16 protein-coding genes and 1 pseudogene are annotated in these 19,043 nt (G+C 72.0%); 11 read left to right on the top strand and 6 right to left on the bottom strand.

Going from position 1 to position 19,043, the window contains the following annotated elements; translation table 11 throughout:
* The first annotated feature begins 151 nt into the window (after positions 1-151).
* Complete coding sequence (locus ACN28G_RS12255; RefSeq protein WP_091438901.1) at positions 152-808, top strand: HAD family hydrolase; 657 nt, start codon at positions 152-154, stop codon at positions 806-808.
* Between the two features lie 193 nt (positions 809-1,001).
* Here ACN28G_RS12255 and ACN28G_RS12250 read toward each other — a convergent pair whose 3' ends face one another.
* The 5 genes from ACN28G_RS12250 to ACN28G_RS12230 all read right to left on the bottom strand — a co-directional run bounded on the left by ACN28G_RS12250 (position 1,002) and on the right by ACN28G_RS12230 (position 7,522).
* Entirely contained in the window at positions 1,002-3,551 is a 2,550-nt protein-coding gene (locus ACN28G_RS12250) for an ABC transporter permease (RefSeq protein ID WP_421479149.1), read from the bottom strand.
* A complete protein-coding gene (locus ACN28G_RS12245; protein ID WP_091438899.1) occupies positions 3,551-4,318 on the bottom strand; it encodes an ABC transporter ATP-binding protein in 768 nt (255 codons plus the stop codon). Before ACN28G_RS12245 ends, ACN28G_RS12250 begins: the two co-directional genes overlap by 1 nt.
* A gap of 291 nt (positions 4,319-4,609) precedes the next feature.
* Positions 4,610-5,296 (bottom strand): response regulator, encoded by a 687-nt coding sequence (locus ACN28G_RS12240; RefSeq protein WP_091446538.1) that lies wholly within the window; start codon positions 5,294-5,296, stop codon positions 4,610-4,612.
* 11 nt (positions 5,297-5,307) lie between these two features.
* Positions 5,308-6,528 carry a sensor histidine kinase gene (locus ACN28G_RS12235; protein ID WP_091438898.1) on the bottom strand — a complete coding sequence of 407 codons (1,221 nt, stop codon included), beginning with the start codon at positions 6,526-6,528 and terminating at the stop codon, positions 5,308-5,310.
* A gap of 76 nt (positions 6,529-6,604) precedes the next feature.
* The gene (locus tag ACN28G_RS12230) at positions 6,605-7,522 is read right to left on the bottom strand and encodes a RecB family exonuclease (RefSeq protein ID WP_091438897.1); all 918 of its coding nucleotides are present in this window, start codon (positions 7,520-7,522) and stop codon (positions 6,605-6,607) included.
* Between the two features lie 271 nt (positions 7,523-7,793).
* Between ACN28G_RS12230 and ACN28G_RS12225 the strand changes: the two genes are divergently transcribed.
* The 3 genes and pseudogenes from ACN28G_RS12225 to ACN28G_RS12215 all read left to right on the top strand — a co-directional run bounded on the left by ACN28G_RS12225 (position 7,794) and on the right by ACN28G_RS12215 (position 10,795).
* A complete protein-coding gene (locus tag ACN28G_RS12225; RefSeq protein ID WP_091438896.1) occupies positions 7,794-9,008 on the top strand; it encodes a site-2 protease family protein in 1,215 nt (404 codons plus the stop codon).
* Positions 9,009-9,070: 62 nt separating this feature from the next.
* A pseudogene (locus ACN28G_RS12220) lies at positions 9,071-9,952 on the top strand (tRNA (adenine-N1)-methyltransferase); the annotation flags it as partial.
* A gap of 267 nt (positions 9,953-10,219) precedes the next feature.
* Positions 10,220-10,795, top strand: a complete 576-nt coding sequence (locus ACN28G_RS12215; protein ID WP_091438895.1) for a hypothetical protein — start codon at positions 10,220-10,222, stop codon at positions 10,793-10,795.
* A gap of 167 nt (positions 10,796-10,962) precedes the next feature.
* Here the strand turns inward: ACN28G_RS12215 and ACN28G_RS12210 are convergent, their stop codons facing one another.
* Complete coding sequence (locus ACN28G_RS12210) at positions 10,963-11,259, bottom strand: ferredoxin (protein WP_091438894.1); 297 nt, start codon at positions 11,257-11,259, stop codon at positions 10,963-10,965.
* 472 nt (positions 11,260-11,731) lie between these two features.
* Between ACN28G_RS12210 and arc the strand changes: the two genes are divergently transcribed.
* The 7 genes from arc to pafA all read left to right on the top strand — a co-directional run bounded on the left by arc (position 11,732) and on the right by pafA (position 18,995).
* Complete coding sequence (arc, locus tag ACN28G_RS12205; RefSeq protein WP_091438893.1) at positions 11,732-13,513, top strand: proteasome ATPase; 1,782 nt, start codon at positions 11,732-11,734, stop codon at positions 13,511-13,513.
* A 151-nt stretch (positions 13,514-13,664) separates the two neighbouring features.
* The gene (gene dop / locus ACN28G_RS12200; RefSeq protein ID WP_091438892.1) at positions 13,665-15,182 is read left to right on the top strand and encodes a depupylase/deamidase Dop; all 1,518 of its coding nucleotides are present in this window, start codon (positions 13,665-13,667) and stop codon (positions 15,180-15,182) included.
* An 84-nt stretch (positions 15,183-15,266) separates the two neighbouring features.
* Positions 15,267-15,482 (top strand): ubiquitin-like protein Pup, encoded by a 216-nt coding sequence (locus ACN28G_RS12195; protein WP_091438891.1) that lies wholly within the window; start codon positions 15,267-15,269, stop codon positions 15,480-15,482.
* A 104-nt stretch (positions 15,483-15,586) separates the two neighbouring features.
* Positions 15,587-15,769: an endonuclease domain-containing protein gene (locus ACN28G_RS12190; RefSeq protein WP_229688339.1), complete on the top strand. Its 183-nt coding sequence runs from the start codon at positions 15,587-15,589 to the stop codon at positions 15,767-15,769.
* Positions 15,688-16,527 carry a proteasome subunit beta gene (gene prcB, locus ACN28G_RS12185; RefSeq protein ID WP_175440560.1) on the top strand — a complete coding sequence of 280 codons (840 nt, stop codon included), beginning with the start codon at positions 15,688-15,690 and terminating at the stop codon, positions 16,525-16,527. The genes ACN28G_RS12190 and prcB overlap by 82 nt, the downstream gene beginning before the upstream one ends.
* A gap of 65 nt (positions 16,528-16,592) precedes the next feature.
* On the top strand, positions 16,593-17,420 hold the full coding sequence (gene prcA / locus ACN28G_RS12180; protein ID WP_091438889.1) for a proteasome subunit alpha: 828 nt from the start codon (positions 16,593-16,595) through the stop codon (positions 17,418-17,420).
* A 216-nt stretch (positions 17,421-17,636) separates the two neighbouring features.
* Positions 17,637-18,995: a Pup--protein ligase gene (gene pafA, locus ACN28G_RS12175; protein ID WP_091438888.1), complete on the top strand. Its 1,359-nt coding sequence runs from the start codon at positions 17,637-17,639 to the stop codon at positions 18,993-18,995.
* The last annotated feature ends 48 nt before the right edge of the window (positions 18,996-19,043 follow it).

Raw genomic sequence — 19,043 nt, 5'->3', positions numbered from 1 at the left:
CGGTGGCGGGGTCCCGGCGGGCTTGACAGGATCGTCCGGGTCGCCGTGTCGGTGCCCGTGACCCGGGTCGCCGACCGACGACTCCCATTGGCGAGCCGTCAGGATCGCCCGAGGTCAGGAGGACCCGCTGAGCAGCCCCCACCCCGCCGCCGTGCTCTTCGACATGGACGGCACCCTGGTCGACAGCGAGCGGCTCTGGGACGTCGCGCTGCAGGAGTTGGCCGCCGAGTACGGTGCCACCCTCTCCCCGGCGGGCCGGCAGGCGATCGTCGGCAAGACCATGGCCGAGGCGATGCGGATCCTGCACGCCGACCTGGACCAGCCCGACCTCGACCCGGTACGCAGCGCGGCCTGGGTCGACGCCCGTATCCTGGCCCTGTTCCGGGCCGGCCTGCCCTGGCGGCCGGGGGCGTCGGCCCTGCTCACGGCGGTACGCGCGGCCGGCATCCCGACCGCCCTGGTCACCTCCAGCGGCCGGGCGCTGGTCGAGGTGGCCCTGGACACCCTGGGCCGGGACAGTTTCGACGTGGTCGTCTGCGGCGACGAGGTCACCTCGGCCAAGCCGCACCCCGAGCCGTACCTGACCGCCGCCCGGCTGCTGGGCGTGCCGATCGGGGGGTGCGTGGCGATCGAGGACTCGCCGACCGGGGTGGCCAGCGCGCTCGCCGCCGGCGCGGCGGTACTGGCCGTGCCGGCCGAGGTGCCCCTCGACCCGATCGACGGCGTCCATCAGTTGGCCGACCTGACCGGCGTCGACCTGCACCTGCTCGCCACCCTGGCCCGCGCGCCCCGCCCCACCCCGCGCTGACCCACTCCGGTGTCCGCCGGGCCCTACCCGGCCGTCCGAACCCGCCGCGGAAACCGGGCGGTGCCTGCCGAGAGCCTGCCTGGTCGGGCCTGGCCCGAGAGCCCTGCCTGGTCGGGCCAGGCCGCCGGAAACACCGGGCCCCGCCGTCGACGCTGCGACGGCGGGGCCCGGTGGGGGACAGGTGGGGTACCGGTCAGTCGTGGGCGATGGCTCCCAGGACGTTGATCCGGGCGGCCCGGATCGCCGGCAGCGCCGCCGCGACAACCCCGATGAACGCCGCCAGGCCGAGGAAGATCCCCATCTGCGACCAGGGCAGCACCAGGTCGGTGATGCCGTCGTCGCGCAGCGCCCGGACCACCGCCGCGCCGAGGCCGAGGCCGACTGCCACCCCGAGCAGCGCGCCGAACACCGAGATCACCACCGCCTCGACCGTGATCATCTGCATGGTCTGCCCGCGCCGCAGCCCGATCGCCCGCAACAGCCCCAGCTCGCGGGTCCGCTCCAGCACCGACAGGGCCAGGGTGTTCACGATGCCGAGTACGGCGATCACGATCGCCAACGCCAACAGGATCTGGATCATCGTCAGCAGGGTGTCGAACTGGCTGGCCTGCTGGTCGATGAACGCGTCCCGGTCGGCCACCGACACCTCGGGGCTGTCGGCCAGCAGCGCCTCCACCCGGGGCAGCACGTCCGCGCTGCGGGTGCCCGGCTCCAGCTGGATGAACCCCTGGATCGGATGCGGGATCGCGAAGTCGCTCGCCACGCTCTGCGGCAACGCCACCGGATTGGTGTAGACCTCACTGGCGTAGATGCCGCTGACCGTGAAGGTGCGCTCCTCGCCGCGGGTCAGCTGCACCGGCACCGTCGACCCGACCGACCAGCCACGCGACTCGGCGCTCTCCTTGCGGACCAGCATCTGGTCCGGCCCGAGCTGGCTGATGTCCCCGGCCACCTGCTCGGCGTTGAAGATCTGTCGCAGCGCGGCGGGCTCGGTGCTGGCCGCCACCCAGGTGCGTTCCCCGTCGACCAGCGCCAGGTCGCCGTACTCGCCGTCGGCCAGCCGGACCCCGGGCAGCGCCGCCGTCTGGGTCAGCACCTCCCGGTCGAAGCTCGGCGACCGGGGGCCGCTCTGCGCCCCGGCGATGACCAGCTCGGCGGTGACGTTGTCCCGGGCCATGGCGCTGAGGCTGCTCTTGGCCGAGTCCAGGATCACCGTCACGCCGGTGACCAGCGCGATGCCCACCATCAGCGCGGCGGCGGTGATCGCCGTGCGGCGCGGATTGCGGCCGGAGTTGAGCCGGCCCAGCTTGCCCGGCACCGACCAGGAGAAGACCGCGCCCAGCAACGACACCACCGGCCGGCTGAGCAGCGGGGTCAGCAGCGCCACCCCGATGAAGGTGAACAGCACCCCACCGAGGATCACCGGCAGGGTGCTGCCGCCGGCGTTGCCGGTCAACCCGAGGGCCAGCAGCACCGCGCCGACCGCGGTGACCGCCGCGCCGCCGATGGTGATCTTCGTCAGGGGCCGGTCCGGGGTGGCCACGTCCTGCATCGCGGCGATCGGCGGGATCCGGGCCGCCCGCAGCGCCGGCAGCAGCGCCGCCACCACCGTGATCAGCAGACCGACGGCGAAGGCGCTGATCACCGCGCTGGGCGGCACACCGACACCGGCCAGCTCCAACCCGCCGGCGAAGGTGCCGAACAGGTACGCCAGCAGGGCACCGACACCGATCCCGGCGGCCAGGCCGAACACCGAGGCGAGCAGGCCCACCGCCACCGCCTCCAGCACCACCGAGCCGATGATCTGCCGGCCGCTGGCCCCGATGGCCCGCATCAACGCCAGCTCCCGGGTGCGCTGGGCGACGATGATCGAGAACGTGTTGAGGATCAGGAAGGTGCCGACCAGCAGCGCCACCGCGGCGAAACCGAGCAGGATCCGGTTGAAGAAGGTCAGCCCCTCGTCGAACGCGGCGGACATCTCCTCGCCCAGCTCCGCACCGGTGCGTACCACGAAGTCGTCGCCGAGGGCGGCGGCCACCTCGTCGCGCAGCGCGGTGTCGGCGACCCCGTCGGCGGCGGTGACCGTCACGCTGTTGAACGTGCCGGCCTCGCCGAGCATCAGCTCCTGCGCCACCGGCGTGGTGAAGTAGACCTCGTGCGAGCCGCCGATGGAGTCCCGGCCACCGCTGTAGCCGAAGATCCCGACCAGGGTGAACTCCCGCTTCGGCGCCAGGGTGAGCACGCCTACCCGGTCGCCGACCTTGACCTTCGCGGCCTCGGCCAGGGCCGCGTTGACCACGATCTCGTCGTCGGCGCGGGGCTCGTGGCCCTGGCGCAGCCGCAGCAGGTCGCTCTCGCCCACCCAGTTCTGGCCCAGCTGCGGCGGGCCGAACGAGGTGACCACCTTGCCGTTGCTGCCGATCAGCCTGGCCCCGTCGGCGGAGACCACCCCGACCGCGTCGGCCACCCCCGGCACCGCCCGGACCTGCTCCACCGTCGAGGCCGCGAACGGCGGGGCGACCGCCGAACCCTCGGCCTCGGAGACGGTCACCTTCGGCTTGCCCGCCACGTTGACGTCCACCTCGGCGTACGCGTCGGCGAAGACCTGGTCGAAGGTGCGGCTGAGGGTGTCGGTGAGCACGAACGCGCCGGAGACGAACATGACGCCCAGCACCACGGCCAGCCCGGACAGGATCAGCCGGACCTTGCGTGCCAGCAGGCTCTTCAGGGTTGCCCGCAGCATCAGTGACCCACCTCGGCGGCGGTGGTGTCCAGCTTCTTCATGGTGTCCAGCACGGTGTCCGCGGTCGGCTCGATCAGCTCGGTGACGATCTGTCCGTCGGCCAGGAACACCACCCGGTCGGCGTACGCCGCCGCGCTCGGGTCGTGGGTGACCATGACGATCGTCTGGCCGTGCTCGCGTACCGAGTTCCGCAGGAAGTTGAGCACCTCCGCGCCGGAGCGCGAGTCCAGGTTGCCGGTCGGCTCGTCGGCGAAGATCACCTCGGGGCGGGCGACCAGCGCCCGCGCACACGCCACCCGCTGCTGCTGGCCACCGGAGAGCTGTGCCGGCCGGTGGTCCAACCGGTCCCGCAGGCCTACCGTGTCGATCACCGTGTCGTACCAGGCCGGGTCGGGCTTGCGCCCGGCGATCGACATCGGCAGCAGCACGTTCTCCTTCGCCGTCAGCGTGGGCAGCAGGTTGAACTGCTGGAAGATGAAGCCGACCTTGTCCCGCCGCAGCTTCGTCAGACCGGCGTCACCCAGCCCGGTCACCGTGGTGTCCCCGATCGACACCGTGCCCCGGCTGACCGAGTCCAGCCCGGCCAGGCAGTGCATCAGCGTCGACTTGCCCGACCCGGAGGGGCCCATGATCGCGGTGAACCGGCCCCGCTCGAACTCGGCGCTCACCCCCCGCAGCGCGACGACCTGTGCCTCGCCGCTGCCGTAGACCTTCCACACCTCGTCCGCCCGGGCCGCGGCCTGCGCCTGTCCCACCGTCGCGGTCACGTCATCTCCCTCATGTCTGGGTACCAGCGATCCGCGCCGCCCCCGCTGGTCGGCGCGGTACCTCGTCATCTTCGGTCACCGCAAGCAGCGGACCGTCCGACTCCGGGGGGAGCCGGCGCGGATTTCCCGCTGCGGGTCGGCCCGGAGACCGACTCAGGGTTACCCCTGAGCGATCCGGCCCGCCGTCGGCGGCGCCACTGTCGGTGACGGTAGGACCTGACGCCACGTCACAGTCGACCGTCACCCATCACCGTAGGTGAAGCCCATCACCACGCCGCCGCCGGTGGCCGGCTACGCCCGGGGCCGGACCAGGCCCGTCTCGTACGCCAGGACCACCGCCTGGACCCGGTCGCGCAGCCCCAGCTTGGTCAGCACGTGCCCGACGTGGGTCTTGATCGTGGTCTCACTGACCGTCAGCTCCCGGGCGATCTCGGCGTTGGACAGCCCCCGGGCGACCTGCACCAGCACCTCCCGTTCCCGCTCGGTGAGCGCGTTGAGCGTCCGCGGTGGCGCTGCCGCCGGGTCGGGCAGCGCACCGGCGAACCGGTCCAGCAGCCGTTTGAGGATCCGGGGGGCCACCACCGCGTCACCGGCGGCCACCGTCCGGATCGCCGTCACCAGGTCCTCCGCCGGGACGTCCTTGGCCAGGAACCCGCTGGCCCCGGCCCGCAGGGCGCCCACCACGTACTCGTCGAGGTCGAAGGTGGTCAGGATCAGCACCCGGACCGGCAACCGGGCCTCGACGATGGCCCGGGTCGCCGCCACCCCGTCCATCCGGGGCATCCGGATGTCCATCAGCACCACGTCCGGCAGCAGCCGACGCGACAGGTCCACCGCCTCCGCGCCGTCGCCGGCCTCGGCCACGATGTCCAGGTCGTCCTCCGCGCCCAACACCATCCGGAACCCGGTACGCAGCAACGGCTGGTCGTCGACGAGCAGGATCCGTACCGGTCGCGCTGACGTCGCCTGATCGGTCATCGCGTGGTCGGTCATCGCGTCTCCCTGTCCGCACCGGCTGCCGCCGGAACCCCGTCCGCCTGCTCCACCGGGATGCTCGCGTACACCCGGAACCCGCCGCCGGGTCGTGGGCCGGTGTGCAGGGTCCCACCGTAGAGGCCCACCCACTCCTGCATCCCCACCAGCCCGTGCCCCGGTCGGGGCGGCTGCGGCCCCGGCCCCCGTCCGGTGTCGGTCACCTCGGCCGACAGGAACGTGCCACCGAAGGTCAACCGCACCTGCCCGGTGGCCGTCCCGGCGTGCCGCAGGCTGTTGGCCAGCGCCTCCTGCACGATCCGGTACACCGCCAGGGCCACCCCGTCGGGCACCGGCGTCACCTCGCCGACGACCTGGAACGCCACCGGCAGCCCGGCGTCACGGGCCCGGTCGACCAGGGCCTCGATGCCGGCCAGGTCCGGCTGCGGGGCGAGCTCCGCGGCCGGCTCGGCGTCGGTGCGCAACACGTCCAGCAACCGGCGCATCTCCCGCAGGGTGGCCCGGCTGGTGCCCTCGATCGTGGCGATCGCGGCGTCGGCGGCGTCCGCGTCCCTGCGCAACACCCGCCGCGCCCCGGTGGCCAACACCCCCATCACGCTCACCTGGTGGGCGACCATGTCGTGCAGCTCCCGGGCGATCCGGCGACGCTCCTGCGCCACCGCCTGCTCGGCCAGCGCCCGCTGGTTCTCCTCGGCCACCCGGGCCCGTTCCCGCAACGCCTCGATCGAGGTCCGGCGGGCGTGCACCGCCCGACCCACCGCGTACGACACCACGGCGGTGAGCAGGTTGTTGAGGACCAGGTAGCCGGTGCCCACGTCCAACCGGCTCTCCAACGGCGCCGTGACGTTGAGCACCATCACCGGCACCCACAACCCCACCGAGGCGAGCACCGCCCGGCGCGCCGGCCAGGTCGCCGCCACGGTGTAGGTAAGCACGACGAAGGTCAGCCCCTGCGTGCTCGGAGCGGATTCGTACAGCGCCGGCAGGACCAGGGTGGCCGCCGCCGCGCCCACCGCCCACCGGGTCGCGCGGCGGCGCAGCACCACCGGTGCCGCGCACAGCACGCTCAGACCCAGCGCCGACGGAAGCTGCCGTGGCCAGAAGTCCCGCGGGCTGAGCAGGGTGAACAGCACGTCGAACAGCACCAGGGCACCCGCGAGCAGGGCATCCGCCGCGACCGGATGCCGGCGCAGGAACACCCGTGGCGCGTCGGTCATACCGTGACGCTAACCGCCCGCACGCCACTGAGATCGTCGCCGGCGGTGACTCGGCCATCCTCCGTGAGGAGGAGGGTCACTCGTCCGCGCCCGGGTGGACCGGCGAGGCGGACCGGGAATCCGGCGACGGACCGGCCGACACCGCGCCGACCGGGAACGGCGGTGGCGTACCGCCGAAGGTCGGACAGTGCGCATGGTGACTGCACCAGTCGCACAACCGGCTGGGCCGGGGCCGGAAGTCCTGCCGCTCGGTGGCCTGCTCGATGGCCCGCCACAACGCCACCACCGTGCGCTCGAAGCGGGCCAGCTCCTCGGCGTCGGGGGTGTAGTCGCACACCTCGGCGTCGCGCAGGTAGAGCAGCCGCAGCACCCGGGGCACCACCCCCCGGGTCCGCCACAGCACCAGCGCGTAGAACTTCAGCTGGAACAGCGCGCGGGCCTCGAAGGCCTCCCGGGGCGCCCCGCCGGTCTTGTAGTCCACCACCCGCAGCGCGCCGTCGGGGGCCACGTCGAGCCGGTCCAGGTAACCCCGGATCAGCAGCTCGTCGTCGACCACGGCGGAGATCAGGGCCTCCCGCTCCGCCGGCTCCAACCGGCGCGGGTCCTCCACCGCGAAGTACCCCCCCAACAGCTCGGTGGCCGACCGCAGGAAATCCGCCGCGGCCTGCGGGTCGGCCTCGGCGAACAGCTCGGCCAACTCGGGCTCCTCGGTGACCAGCCGGTCCCACTGCGGAGCCACCAGGTCCCCGGCGGCGGTCGGGGTACGGTCGGCCGCCGGCAGGTCGAACAGGCGCTCCAGCACCGCGTGCACCAGGGTGCCCCGGGCCTGCTCCACGCTCGTGCGCTCGGGCAGCCGGTCGATGCTGCGCAGCCGGTAGAGCAGCGGACAGGTCTTGAAGTCCGCCGCCCGCGACGGCGACAGGGACGCCCGGACCGTGGCGGGCACCTGCGCAGCGGGCACGGGCTGTCGGGTCGTCACCGGATCCGCTGTCATGTCCGGAAGGTTAGGCCACCGGTCCGACACTGTCGGCGTACCCCGCCGACGGGACCGGGCAGTAGTCCGTGCCGCCGGGCCGGCGGTGGCCGGTGCCGCGGGGGCCGGGGGGTGGTCCGTGCCGCCGGGGCCGAGAGGTGGCCCGTGCCGCCCGGGGCCGGCGGTGGTCCATGCTGCCGGCCGGGGCCGGGCGGTCCGTAGCATCGGCGGGGTGCAGCAGCCAAGCAGACCCGCCCGTCGTGACCGCAGCCCCGGACTCACCGTCGGGCGGGTGTTCGGCGTACCGCTGCACCTCAACGCCTCGATGCTGCTGCTGACCCTGCTGATCACCGTGTTGTACGGCCAGTTCGCCGGGCAGCGGCTGGGCCTGTCGTCGCTGGCCGGATACCTGATCGGCTTCGGGTTCGTGGTCTCGCTGCTCGGCTCGGTGCTGCTGCACGAGCTCGGCCACGCCCTCACCGCCCGACGGTACGGCATCGGTGTGCGGGGGATCACCCTGGAACTGCTCGGCGGGTACACCGAGATGGACCGCGACGCCCCGACCCCCCGGATCGACCTGCTGGTCTCGCTGGCCGGGCCGGCGGTCTCCGCGGTGCTCGGGGTCGCCGCCACGGTGGCCACCCTCGCCCTGCCGGACCGTACGGTGATCCATCAGCTCGCCTTCCAGTTGGCGGTGAGCAACGTGATCGTGGCGGTGTTCAACCTCCTGCCCGGCCTGCCGCTGGACGGCGGGCGGGCGTTGCGCGCGGCGGTCTGGGCCGTCACCCGCGACCGGCACACCGGCACCGAGGTGGCCGGTTGGATCGGCCGGGCGGTGGCCGCCGGCACCGTCGCGCTGGTGCTGCTGCTGGTCGTCTACCAGGTGCTGGCGCCGCTGGCCCTGCCGCTGATGCTGCTGGTCGCGTTCACCCTGTGGCGCGGTGCCGGCCAGTCGATCCGGCTGGCCCGCATCGGCCGTCGACTGCCCATGATCGACCTGTCCCGGTTGGCCCGGCCGCTGCTGCCGGTGCCCAGCGGCACCCCGCTGGCCGAGGCCCAGCGCCGGGCGGACGCCCACGTGGCGGAGCAGCGCCGGGCGGACGCCCACCTGGCGGCCCAACGGCAGGCGGACGCCCACCTGGCGGTGGAGCAGCCGCTGGCCGACGCCCACGTCGACGCGCAGCCTCGGGCGGACGCCGGGGCGTACCGGCCGGTGGTGCTCGGTGTCACCGACTCCGCCGGTCGGCCGCTGGCGGTGGTCGACCCGGTGGCCGTCGCCGCGGTGCCGGCCGAGCGTCGGCCCTGGCTGGCGGTGGACGCGGTGGCCCGCTCGCTGGCCGGCCTGCCGACGATGCCGGTGGATCTCGACGGCGAACGCGTGCTGGAGACCGTGCAGACCCACCCGGGCGCACAGTACGTGGTGACCTCGGGGGAAAATGTCGTCGGCGTTCTGCACCTCGTGGATCTGGTGCAGCTCCTCGAACCCAAACGGAAGATGAACACGTGACCGTTCACCCCTGTGCGACCCCGACCGAACCGGAGACACCGGCGCCCGAGGCGGCCCCGGCGCTGACACCCGTGCACCGTGGCCCGTTTCGCCCCGGTGACCGGGTGCAGTTGACCGACCCCAAGGGGCGGATGCACACGGTCACCCTGGAGGTGGGCAAGGCCTTCCACACCCATCGCGGCATCCTGGAGCACGACGCGTTGATCGGGCTGCCCGACGGCAGTGTGGTCACCACCTCCGGTGGCGGTACGGCGTACCTCGCCCTGCGTCCGCTGCTGTCGGACTACGTGCTGTCCATGCCGCGCGGCGCGCAGGTGATCTACCCGAAGGACGCCGCGCAGATCGTCGCGATGGGCGACATCTTCCCCGGGGCCCGGGTGCTGGAGGCCGGTGCCGGGTCGGGGGCGCTGAGCTGCTCCCTGCTGCGCGCCGTGGGCACCAGCGGCGAGCTGCACTCCTACGAGTTGCGCGACGACTTCGCCCAGATCGCCCGGCGCAACGTCGAGGCGTTCTTCAACGGCCCCCACCCGGCCTGGCAACTGCACGTCGGTGACGTCGCCGACTGCCGGCAGACCGGCTTCGACCGGATCATCCTCGACATGCTCACCCCGTGGGAGACCCTCGACATGGTCGAGCGGGCGCTGGTGCCCGGCGGCGTCTTCATCGGTTACGTGGCCACCACCCCGCAGCTGTCCGAGCTGGTGGAGGCGCTGCGGGAGCGCGGCGGCTGGACCGAGCCCCGGGCCTGGGAGTCCCTGGTGCGCGACTGGCACGCCGACGGCCTGGCCGTCCGGCCGGACCACCGGATGATCGCGCACACCGCGTTCCTGGTCTCCGCCCGCAAGCTCGCCCCCGGGGTCACCGCCCCGCCCCGGCGACGCAAACCGAGCAAGGGCGCCGAGGCCTACGTCCAGCGCCGGCAGGTGCTGCGCGAGGCCGAGGCCGCCCGCCAGGCCGCCGCCGCGCAGGCCGCCGACCCCTCGTCGGGCCGGCAGGACGCCGTGGCCCCGTCGGGTGGGCAGGTCACCGAGTCGCCGTCCGGTGCGCAGGTCGCCCCCTCGGGTGGGCAGGTCGCCGAGCCCTCGTCCGGTACGGCCCAGGAGCGGGACCGGTCGTGACCGGCGCGCTGGACGGCCCGGCATGAGCGGGCGGATCACCGGACCCCGCGGGGCCGGGCAGGGACGACACACCGGCCGGGCGGAGGGCACCCGATGACCCTGCCCGGCTTCGACGGCGGCGACGTGCCGGCGGTCTTTCCCGACTGGTCGCCGTACCAGGACCTGGAATCGGCGACCCGCGCCTACCTGCGGGACCCGGATGTGGCCCTGGAGGCGCTCGGCGGGGTGCTGCGTGGTGCGTCGGTGCTCGGCTTCACCCTGGAACGCTTCGTCAACGAGGTCAACGGGGTGTGGCAGGAGGTGGTGGTCTGCGACGGCAGCCGCCTGATCCTCTGGCACGGCGAGGACGTTCCACCGGGGGAGGGGCCACCCGGGGCGATGACCTCCTCGTTGCGGGTGGTGCCGGTCTCCACCGTCACCGAGGTCGGCTGCCGACGGCGGCTCACCCGGGCCGACAACGGCGGTGTCCGGGTCGACAGCATCGATGTCTACCTGCTGCTGACCTCGCTGGACGAGGCGCCGCCGGGCGACGAGGCAGCGCTCGGCGCGCCCCGGCACGACGCGTTGCGGTTCGGCAAGACCCTCGACGACGGCGGCGCCGGCCAGATCGCCCGACTGGAGGAGTTCGCCCGACTGGTCGCCTCGGTGGTGGGCCGGCCACTGCTCTGAGCCGGCTGTGGACCCGGGCCGGCTGTGGACCCGGGCCGGCTGTGGACCCGGGCCGGCTGTGGACCCGGGCCGGCGTCGCCCTGCGCCGGTAGTGGCACGTGGCCGGCGGTGGCTGTAGGCCGGCGGAGAAAGGTGCGGGGGAGAGGTGTGGCCGGGCGCCGCGGTGCTCAGTCCGATGCGGCGTCCGGGCCGGCCACCTCGACGTCGTCGCTGCCCCGCACCACGTGGATGCACTCACCGGGGCACTCCTTGGCCGAGTCGATCACCTCCAGGCGCAGGTGCTCGGGGACGTCGACCCGGCTGCCTGGGGCCAGCCGAAGCTCACCGTCGGCGGCCTTGACGTAGGCCAGGCCGTCGACGTCGAACTCGAAGACCTCCGGGGCGTACTGCACACAGAGCCCGTCTCCGGTGCAGAGCTCCTGATCCACCCAGACCTGCAACTGATCGGTCGCGACCTCGGTCACCGACGTACCCCCATCTTCGTCCGTCCCACGACCTCGACGGTACCCCGGTGCCCACGCCCGTCCGCACCCCGCCGGCCCCGACCGGCCCGACGTCCGGGACGCGGCGGCACCCGGCACACCGTGGTCCGGTCGTCGGGGCGAAACCCCGACGCGGTATGACATTGATCCCTGGCGTGATCATCCGGCCGGTCGCCGGTGGGCCCGGTGGTGTCGGCGCGCCGGGTGGCGGGCCCGGCACCCGGCGTGTCGGTCCGCTCGCCGCGGCCCTCAGCCGCAGGTCACGGCGGCCGGACGGGGCGGAGGTGGGGCCGGTGGACCGTCGGTGGCAGTACCGGCCCGAGGGCGGTCGGCCGGCCGGCCGATCAGGTCGCGGCGATCAAGGTTCAGTGACGAGGGCGTTGCGTGGGACCGAATCGGCCTCACAGCGGCTAGTGTTAGGCAAGAACGTTCAAGCCCCCCGGGGAGGTGGGACGTGGCACGCAGCGACGACGCGGACTCGCGCGCCGCACGGTGGGAGAAGGAGGCCCACGATCTCTCCACGCAGGTCGCGTTTCTCCAAGAGGAACTCGCTCTGGTGCGGCGCAAGTTGACCGAAAGCCCCCGACACGTCCGGCAGCTCGAAGAGCGGCTGGCGGCCACCCAGGCCCAGTTGGCGCGGCTGACCGAGAACAACGACCGGCTCGTGAGCACCCTCAAGGAGGCTCGCGCGCAGATCGTGACGCTCAAGGAGGAGATCGACCGCCTCGCGCAACCGCCGAGTGGCTATGGCGTCTTCCTGGCGCGGCACGACGACGGCACGGTGGACATCTTCACCGGCGGACGCAAGCTCCGCGTCGCCGTCTCGCCCTCGCTGGACGCCACCGAGCTGCGCCGTGGGCAGGAGGTCCTGCTCAACGACGCGCTCAACATCGTCGACGCGTTCGGGTTCGAGCGGGTCGGCGAGGTGGTCATGCTCAAGGAGATGCTGGAGAACCCCTCCGGTGGCCCGGCCGACCGGGCGCTGGTGGTCTCCCACTCCGACGAGGAACGGATCGTGCATCTGGCCGAGACCCTGATCGGCAGCGCGATCCGGGCCGGCGACTCGCTCATGATCGAGCCCCGTTCGGCGTACGCCTACGAACGGATCCCGAAGAGTGAGGTCGAGGAGCTGGTCCTGGAGGAGGTGCCGGATGTCGACTACACCGACATCGGTGGTCTCCAGTCGCAGATCGAGCAGATCCGCGACGCGGTGGAGCTGCCCTTCCTGCACGCCGACCTGTTCCGTGAGCACCAGCTCCGCCCGCCGAAGGGCATCCTGCTCTACGGCCCACCGGGCTGCGGCAAGACGCTGATCGCCAAGGCGGTGGCCAACTCGTTGGCCAAGAAGATCGCCGAGCGGCTGGGCAAGGACAGGCACACCAGCTTCTTCCTCAACATCAAGGGCCCGGAGCTGCTCAACAAGTACGTCGGCGAGACCGAGCGGCACATCCGGCTGATCTTCCAGCGGGCCCGGGAGAAGGCCGGGGAGGGAACCCCGGTCATCGTGTTCTTCGACGAGATGGACTCGATCTTCCGTACCCGGGGCTCCGGCGTCTCCTCCGACGTGGAGAACACCATCGTCCCGCAGCTGCTCAGCGAGATCGACGGGGTGGAGGGGCTGGAGAACGTCATCGTCATCGGCGCCTCCAACCGGGAGGACATGATCGACCCGGCGATCCTGCGGCCGGGCCGACTGGACGTGAAGATCAAGATCGAGCGGCCGGACGCCGAGGCGGCCAAGGACATCTTCTCCAAGTACATCCTCTCCGGGCTGCCGCTGCACCCGGACGACCTGACCGAGCACGGTGGCGACGCGCAGAGCACCGTGGCGGCCATGATCGACGCGGTCGTGCTGCGGATGTACTCCGAGACCGAGGAGAACCGCTTCCTCGAGGTCACCTACGCCAACGGTGACAAGGAGGTCCTCTACTTCAAGGACTTCAACTCCGGCGCGATGATCCAGAACATCGTCGACCGGGGCAAGAAGATGGCCATCAAGGAGTTCCTCACCTCCGGCCGCAAGGGGTTGCGCCTGCAGCACCTGCTCGACGCCTGCGTCGACGAGTTCCGCGAGAACGAGGACCTACCCAACACCACCAACCCCGACGACTGGGCCCGCATCTCCGGCAAGAAGGGCGAACGGATCGTCTACATCCGTACGCTCGTCTCCGGCGGCAAGGGCGCCGAGGCCGGCCGGTCCATCGAGACCGCCAGCAACACCGGCCAGTACCTCTGACGGTCACCGTTCCGGGCCCGCGGCGTGCCACGCCGTGGGCCCGGCGCGTACCGGCGACCCGCCGTCGCGTCGCGGCACCACCATCGCGTGCCGGGCCGACTACGCTCGACATGACGGGGGACCGGGTCGGGCGAGCGAAGCGGGTAATTCGATGAGCGTAAGACGGATCATGGGTACCGAGGTCGAGTACGGCATCTCCGTGCCCGGCCAGGCCGGAGCCAACCCGATGGTCACCTCCTCGCAGGTGGTCAACGCCTACGGGGCCCGCCCGGAGCTCAACCGGGGCGGCCGGGCCCGCTGGGACTACGAGGAGGAGTCGCCGCTGCGCGACGCCCGGGGGTTCACCTACTCCGGCGCCGCCTACGACCCCGCCGAGGCCCTCGCCGACGAGGACCTGGGGTTGGCCAACGTGATACTCACCAACGGGGCCCGGCTCTACGTCGACCACGCCCACCCGGAGTACTCCACACCCGAGGTCACCAACCCCCTGGACCTGGTCCGGTGGGACAAGGCAGGTGAACGGGTGATGGCCGAGGCCTCCCGCCGGGCCGCCACCATCCCCGGCACGCAGCCGATCCACCTCTACAAGAACAACACCGACAACAAGGGCGCCAGCTACGGTGCCCACGAGAACTACCTGATGCGTCGGCAGACCCCGTTCGCCGACATCGTCGCGTACCTGACACCGTTCTTCGTCACCCGGCAGATCGTCTGCGGGGCCGGCCGGGTCGGCATCGGCCAGGACGGCGGCCAGAGCGGTTTCCAGATCTCCCAGCGTGCCGACTTCTTCGAGGTCGAGGTGGGGCTGGAGACGACCCTGAAGCGGCCGATCATCAACACCCGCGACGAGCCGCACGCCGATGCCGACAAGTACCGCCGGCTGCACGTCATCATCGGTGACGCCAACCTGTCGGAGATCTCCACCTATCTCAAGCTCGGCACCACGGCGCTGATCCTGACCATGATCGAGGAGAAGGCGCTCGGGGGTGACCTGGGCATCGCCGACCCGGTCGCCGAGTTGCGGGCGGTCAGCCACGACCCGTCGCTGACCCACCGGATGCGGCTGCGCGACGGCCGGCGACTCACCGCGCTGGACGTGCAGTGGGCGTACTACGAGCGGGTCCGGTCCTTCGTGGACGAGCGGTACGGCGCCGACGTCGACGAGCAGACCACCGACGTGCTGGCCCGCTGGGAGGCGGTGCTGGACAAGCTCGGCCGGGACGTGATGTCCTGCGCCGACGAGCTGGACTGGGTGGCCAAGCTGCGGCTGTTGGAGGGCTACCGGGAGCGGGAGAAGCTCGGCTGGGGCTCGCACAAGCTGCAGCTGGTCGACCTGCAGTACTCCGACGTACGTCCGGAGAAGGGGCTGTACCACCGGCTGGTGTCCCGGGGGGCGATGAAGACGCTGCTGACCGACGAGCAGACCCGCACCGCGATGACCGAGCCGCCGGCGGACACCCGGGCCTACTTCCGGGGCCGCTGCCTGGCCCAGTACGCCTCCGAGGTGGTGGCCGCCAGTTGGGACTCGGTCATCTTCGACGTGGGGCGGGAGTCGCTGGTCCGGGTGCCGATGATGGAGCCCGAGCGGGGCACCCGGGCGCACGTCGGCGCGTTGTTCGACAGGTGTGCCAGCGCCAAGGATCTGCTGGAGACCCTGACCGGGGGCTGACACCCCGCCCGGCGTACCGGCGGGGCGGGTTTTCGTCACCGGTGCGAGGTAAGTTCATCGCAGGCGATCGTGGAGGAGGCAGCAATGGCCACTCGTGACAGCGGCGGGCAGTCGCAGTCGGGCAAGTCCCGCCAGGGTGAGGAGACCGAGGACGTCACCACCGAGGCGAATCCGGAGGTCGCCGAGCGGCACGCCGAGATCACCGAGGACGTCGACGACCTGCTCGACGAGATCGACTCCGTGCTGGAGGAGAACGCCGAGGAGTTCGTGCGGGGCTATGTGCAAAAAGGCGGGCAATAGGCAACATATCCGTTCTGTCGGGCCGCTCGATCATGGCGTGCCCGGGGTCCGTTCGGCCGGGCGCGGGCCCGTGACGTCCGGACCACGATCATCGCACCGGGTGGGTGCGCGGGATACTCTGCTTCAACTGCAACGGTGGTCTTGGTCAGTTCCGGGACAGTCCGGTGAGGCTGGCCAGGGCCATCACGTACCTGAGAGGAACCACGTGGCAGCGGCTTTTGATCCATCCGGGCGTCTACCAGATGTGTTCACCAACGCGGGGACGTCCTCCTTCACCACGTTCCTGAGCAAGGCTGCTCCCGAGATGCTGCCCGGACGGCGGCCGCTGCCGCCGGGCATCGCCGCCGACCTGTCGCCGCACGCGACCACCATCGTGGCCATCGCCGCCGCCGGTGGCGTGGTGCTGGCCGGCGACCGGCGGGCCACCATGGGCAACATGATCGCCCAGCGCACCATGGAGAAGGTGCACCCGGCTGACGCGTACTCCCTGGTCGGCATCGCCGGTTCGGCCGCCATCGGCCTGGAGATGATGCGACTGTTCCAGGTGGAGCTGGAGCACTACGAGAAGATCGAGGGCGCAATGCTCTCGTTGGACGGTAAGGCCAACCGGCTCGCCGCGATGATCCGGGGCAACCTCGGTGCGGCGATGCAGGGCCTCGCGGTGGTGCCGCTCTTCGCCGGCTTCGACCTGGCCGCCAGCGACCCGCAGCGCGCCGGCCGGATCTTCAGCTTCGACGTCACCGGCGGCCCCTACGAGGAGCAGGGGTACGACGCCGTCGGGTCCGGTTCGATCTTCGCCAAGTCCGCGTTGAAGAAGCGCTACCGCCCCGGGGTCGCGGTCGACGAGGCCGTCCGGTTGGCGGTGGACGCGCTCTACGACGCGGCCGACGACGACACCGCCACCGGTGGCCCGGACCTGATCCGCCGGATCTACCCGGTGGTGATGACGGCGACGGCGGAGGGCACCCACCGGCTCACCGACGAGGAGGTCTCCGCGCTGGCCCAGAGCGTGGTCGAGGCCCGCCGGGAGAACCCGGGCGGCTGACCGCCCAGCCGACCTCCACCCGAAGCAGTCGTTCGTCACCGCGCCCCAGAAGGAGAACCGCCGCCGTGGCCATGCAGTTCTACGCCTCGCCCGAGCAGATCATGCGCGACCGCTCCGAGTTGGCCCGCAAGGGCATCGCCCGGGGTCGAAGCGCGGTGGTGCTGAGCTACGCCGACGGGGTGCTCTTCGCCGCCGAGAACCTCTCCAGCGCCCTGCACAAGGTAAGTGAGATCTACGACCGGATCGGCTTCGCCGCCGTCGGTCGGTACAACGAGTTCGAGAACCTGCGCCGCGCCGGCGTGCGGATGGCCGACCTCAACGGCCTGAGCTACGACCGGCGCGACGTCACCGGTCGGGCGTTGGCCAACGCCTTCGCCCAGACCCTGGGGGCGATCTTCACCGAGCAGTCCAAGCCCTTCGAGGTGGAGATCTGCGTGGCCCAGGTGGGTGCCACCGCCGCCGACGACGAGCTGTACCGGTTGACCTACGACGGCTCGGTCAACGACGAGCCGGGCCGGATGGCCATGGGCGGGCAGGCCGAGGCGATCACCGGGGTGTTGAAGTCCCACCACCGCCCGGACATGTCCCTCGGCGAGGCGGTCAAGGTCGCGATGCGGGCGTTGAGCAGCGTCGGCGGGGAGGGTGGCGCGGCCCGTACCATCGCCGCCGACCAGCTTGAGGTCGCGGTGCTGGACCGCCGTCGGGTCGGTCGGACGTTCCGCCGGATCACCGGTGCCGCGTTGACCGCTCTGCTCGACGGGGACGCGGCCACGGCCGAGGCCCCGGCCACCGACGACACGCCGCCGACTCCGACCGAGGAGGCCGGCAAGCCGACGACCTCGGCGGGCTCGGCCGACCTGGAGGGCCAGCAGCCCCAGCCGCCGACCCCGTAACCCGCCGCGCACCCGCGCACCGAGCCACCCGGTGGGCGGTGCCTCCTGTCCCGGCCCGCCGAGCCGGTCGGATCGCGGTGGCACCAGCGGTGACCAGGTGCTGCCCGGGCCCGACCAGGCCCGGGCAGCGCGCTGTGCGCCCGGCCGCGGGGGCACGCCGGTTTCCGGCGGGGTGAGCAGTGCCCATCTGGGGCCTCGGGCGGCTAATGTCACATCATGGAGCGGCGAATCTTCGGCCTCGAGACCGAGTACGGCGTCACCTGCACCTACCGCGGGCAACGTCGACTGTCCCCCGACGAGGTCGCGCGGTACCTGTTCCGGCGGGTGGTGTCGTGGGGCCGGTCAAGCAATGTGTTCCTCCGCAACGGGGCCCGGCTGTATCTGGACGTCGGGTCGCATCCGGAGTACGCGACCCCGGAGTGCGACTCGGTGGTGGACCTGGTGGCCCACGACCGGGCCGGTGAACGGATCCTGGAAGGGCTGCTCGTCGACGCGGAGAAGCGGCTGCACGACGAGGGCATCGCCGGCGAGATCTACCTGTTCAAGAACAACACCGACTCCGCCGGCAACTCGTACGGCTGCCACGAGAACTATCTGGTCTCCCGGCACGGTGAGTTCGGCCGGCTGGCCGACGTGTTGATCCCGTTCCTGGTCACCCGGCAGTTGATCTGCGGCGCGGGCAAGGTGCTGCAGACCCCCAGGGGCGCTGTCTACTGCCTGTCCCAGCGGGCCGAGCACATCTGGGAGGGGGTCTCCTCGGCGACCACCCGGAGCCGGCCGATCATCAACACCCGGGACGAGCCGCACGCCGACGCGGAGCGGTACCGGCGGCTGCACGTGATCGTCGGTGACTCCAACATGAACGAGGTCACCACGCTGCTGAAGGTCGGCACCGCCGACATCGTGCTGCGGATGATCGAGGCCGGTGTGGTGATGCGGGACCTGTCGCTGGAGAACCCGATCCGGGCGATCCGGGAGGTGTCGCACGACATCACCGGCCGGCGCAAGGTGCGGCTGACCTCGGGCAAGGAGGTCAGTGCCCTGGACATCCAGCAGGAGTACCTCGCCAAGGCCACGGAGTTCGTCGAGCGCCGCGGCGGGGACCAGACCGCCAAGCGGGTGGTGGAGCTCTGGGGCCGGGTGCTCAGCGCGGTGGAGTCCGGTGACCTGGAGCCGGTGTCCCGCGAGATCGACTGGGTCACGAAGTTGCGGCTGATCGAGCGGTACCAGCGCAAGCACGACCTGCCGCTGTCGCACCCCCGGGTGGCGCAGATGGACCTGGCCTACCACGACGTGCGCCGGGGTCGCGGCCTGTACGGCCTGTTGGAGCGGCGCGGCGAGGTGGACCGGGTGGCGACCGATCCGGAGATCTTCGAGGCGAAGGAGACCCCGCCGCAGACCACCCGGGCCCGGCTGCGTGGCGAGTTCATCCGGCACGCCCAGGAGAAGCGACGGGACTTCACCGTCGACTGGGTGCACCTGAAGCTCAACGACCAGGCGCAGCGCACGGTGCTCTGCAAGGACCCGTTCCGGGCCTACGACGAGCGGGTGGAGCGGCTGATCGCCAGCATGTGAGCGGCGCCGCCGGCAGGTGGCACCGGCGTACCGGTGGGCGGTCGAGAG

This window comes from Micromonospora sp. WMMA1923, from assembly GCF_049179195.1.
GTDB lineage: Bacteria > Actinomycetota > Actinomycetes > Mycobacteriales > Micromonosporaceae > Micromonospora > Micromonospora yangpuensis.
The sequence above is the reverse complement of the archived record's forward strand: the minus strand, read 5'-3'. Positions and strand labels throughout refer to the sequence as shown.

Excerpts from the sequence above, each read along its gene's own strand:
- ACN28G_RS12250 (WP_421479149.1), bottom strand. The coding sequence starts at position 3,551 with ATGCTGCGGGCAACCCTGAAGAGCCTGCTGGCACGCAAGGTCCGGCTG.
- ACN28G_RS12240 (WP_091446538.1), bottom strand. The coding sequence starts at position 5,296 with ATGACCGATCAGGCGACGTCAGCGCGACCGGTACGGATCCTGCTCGTC.
- ACN28G_RS12235 (WP_091438898.1), bottom strand. The coding sequence starts at position 6,528 with ATGACCGACGCGCCACGGGTGTTCCTGCGCCGGCATCCGGTCGCGGCG.
- ACN28G_RS12230 (WP_091438897.1), bottom strand. The coding sequence starts at position 7,522 with ATGACAGCGGATCCGGTGACGACCCGACAGCCCGTGCCCGCTGCGCAG.
- ACN28G_RS12215 (WP_091438895.1), top strand. The coding sequence starts at position 10,220 with ATGACCCTGCCCGGCTTCGACGGCGGCGACGTGCCGGCGGTCTTTCCC.
- dop (WP_091438892.1), top strand. The coding sequence starts at position 13,665 with ATGAGCGTAAGACGGATCATGGGTACCGAGGTCGAGTACGGCATCTCC.
- ACN28G_RS12195 (WP_091438891.1), top strand. The coding sequence starts at position 15,267 with ATGGCCACTCGTGACAGCGGCGGGCAGTCGCAGTCGGGCAAGTCCCGC.
- pafA (WP_091438888.1), top strand. The coding sequence starts at position 17,637 with ATGGAGCGGCGAATCTTCGGCCTCGAGACCGAGTACGGCGTCACCTGC.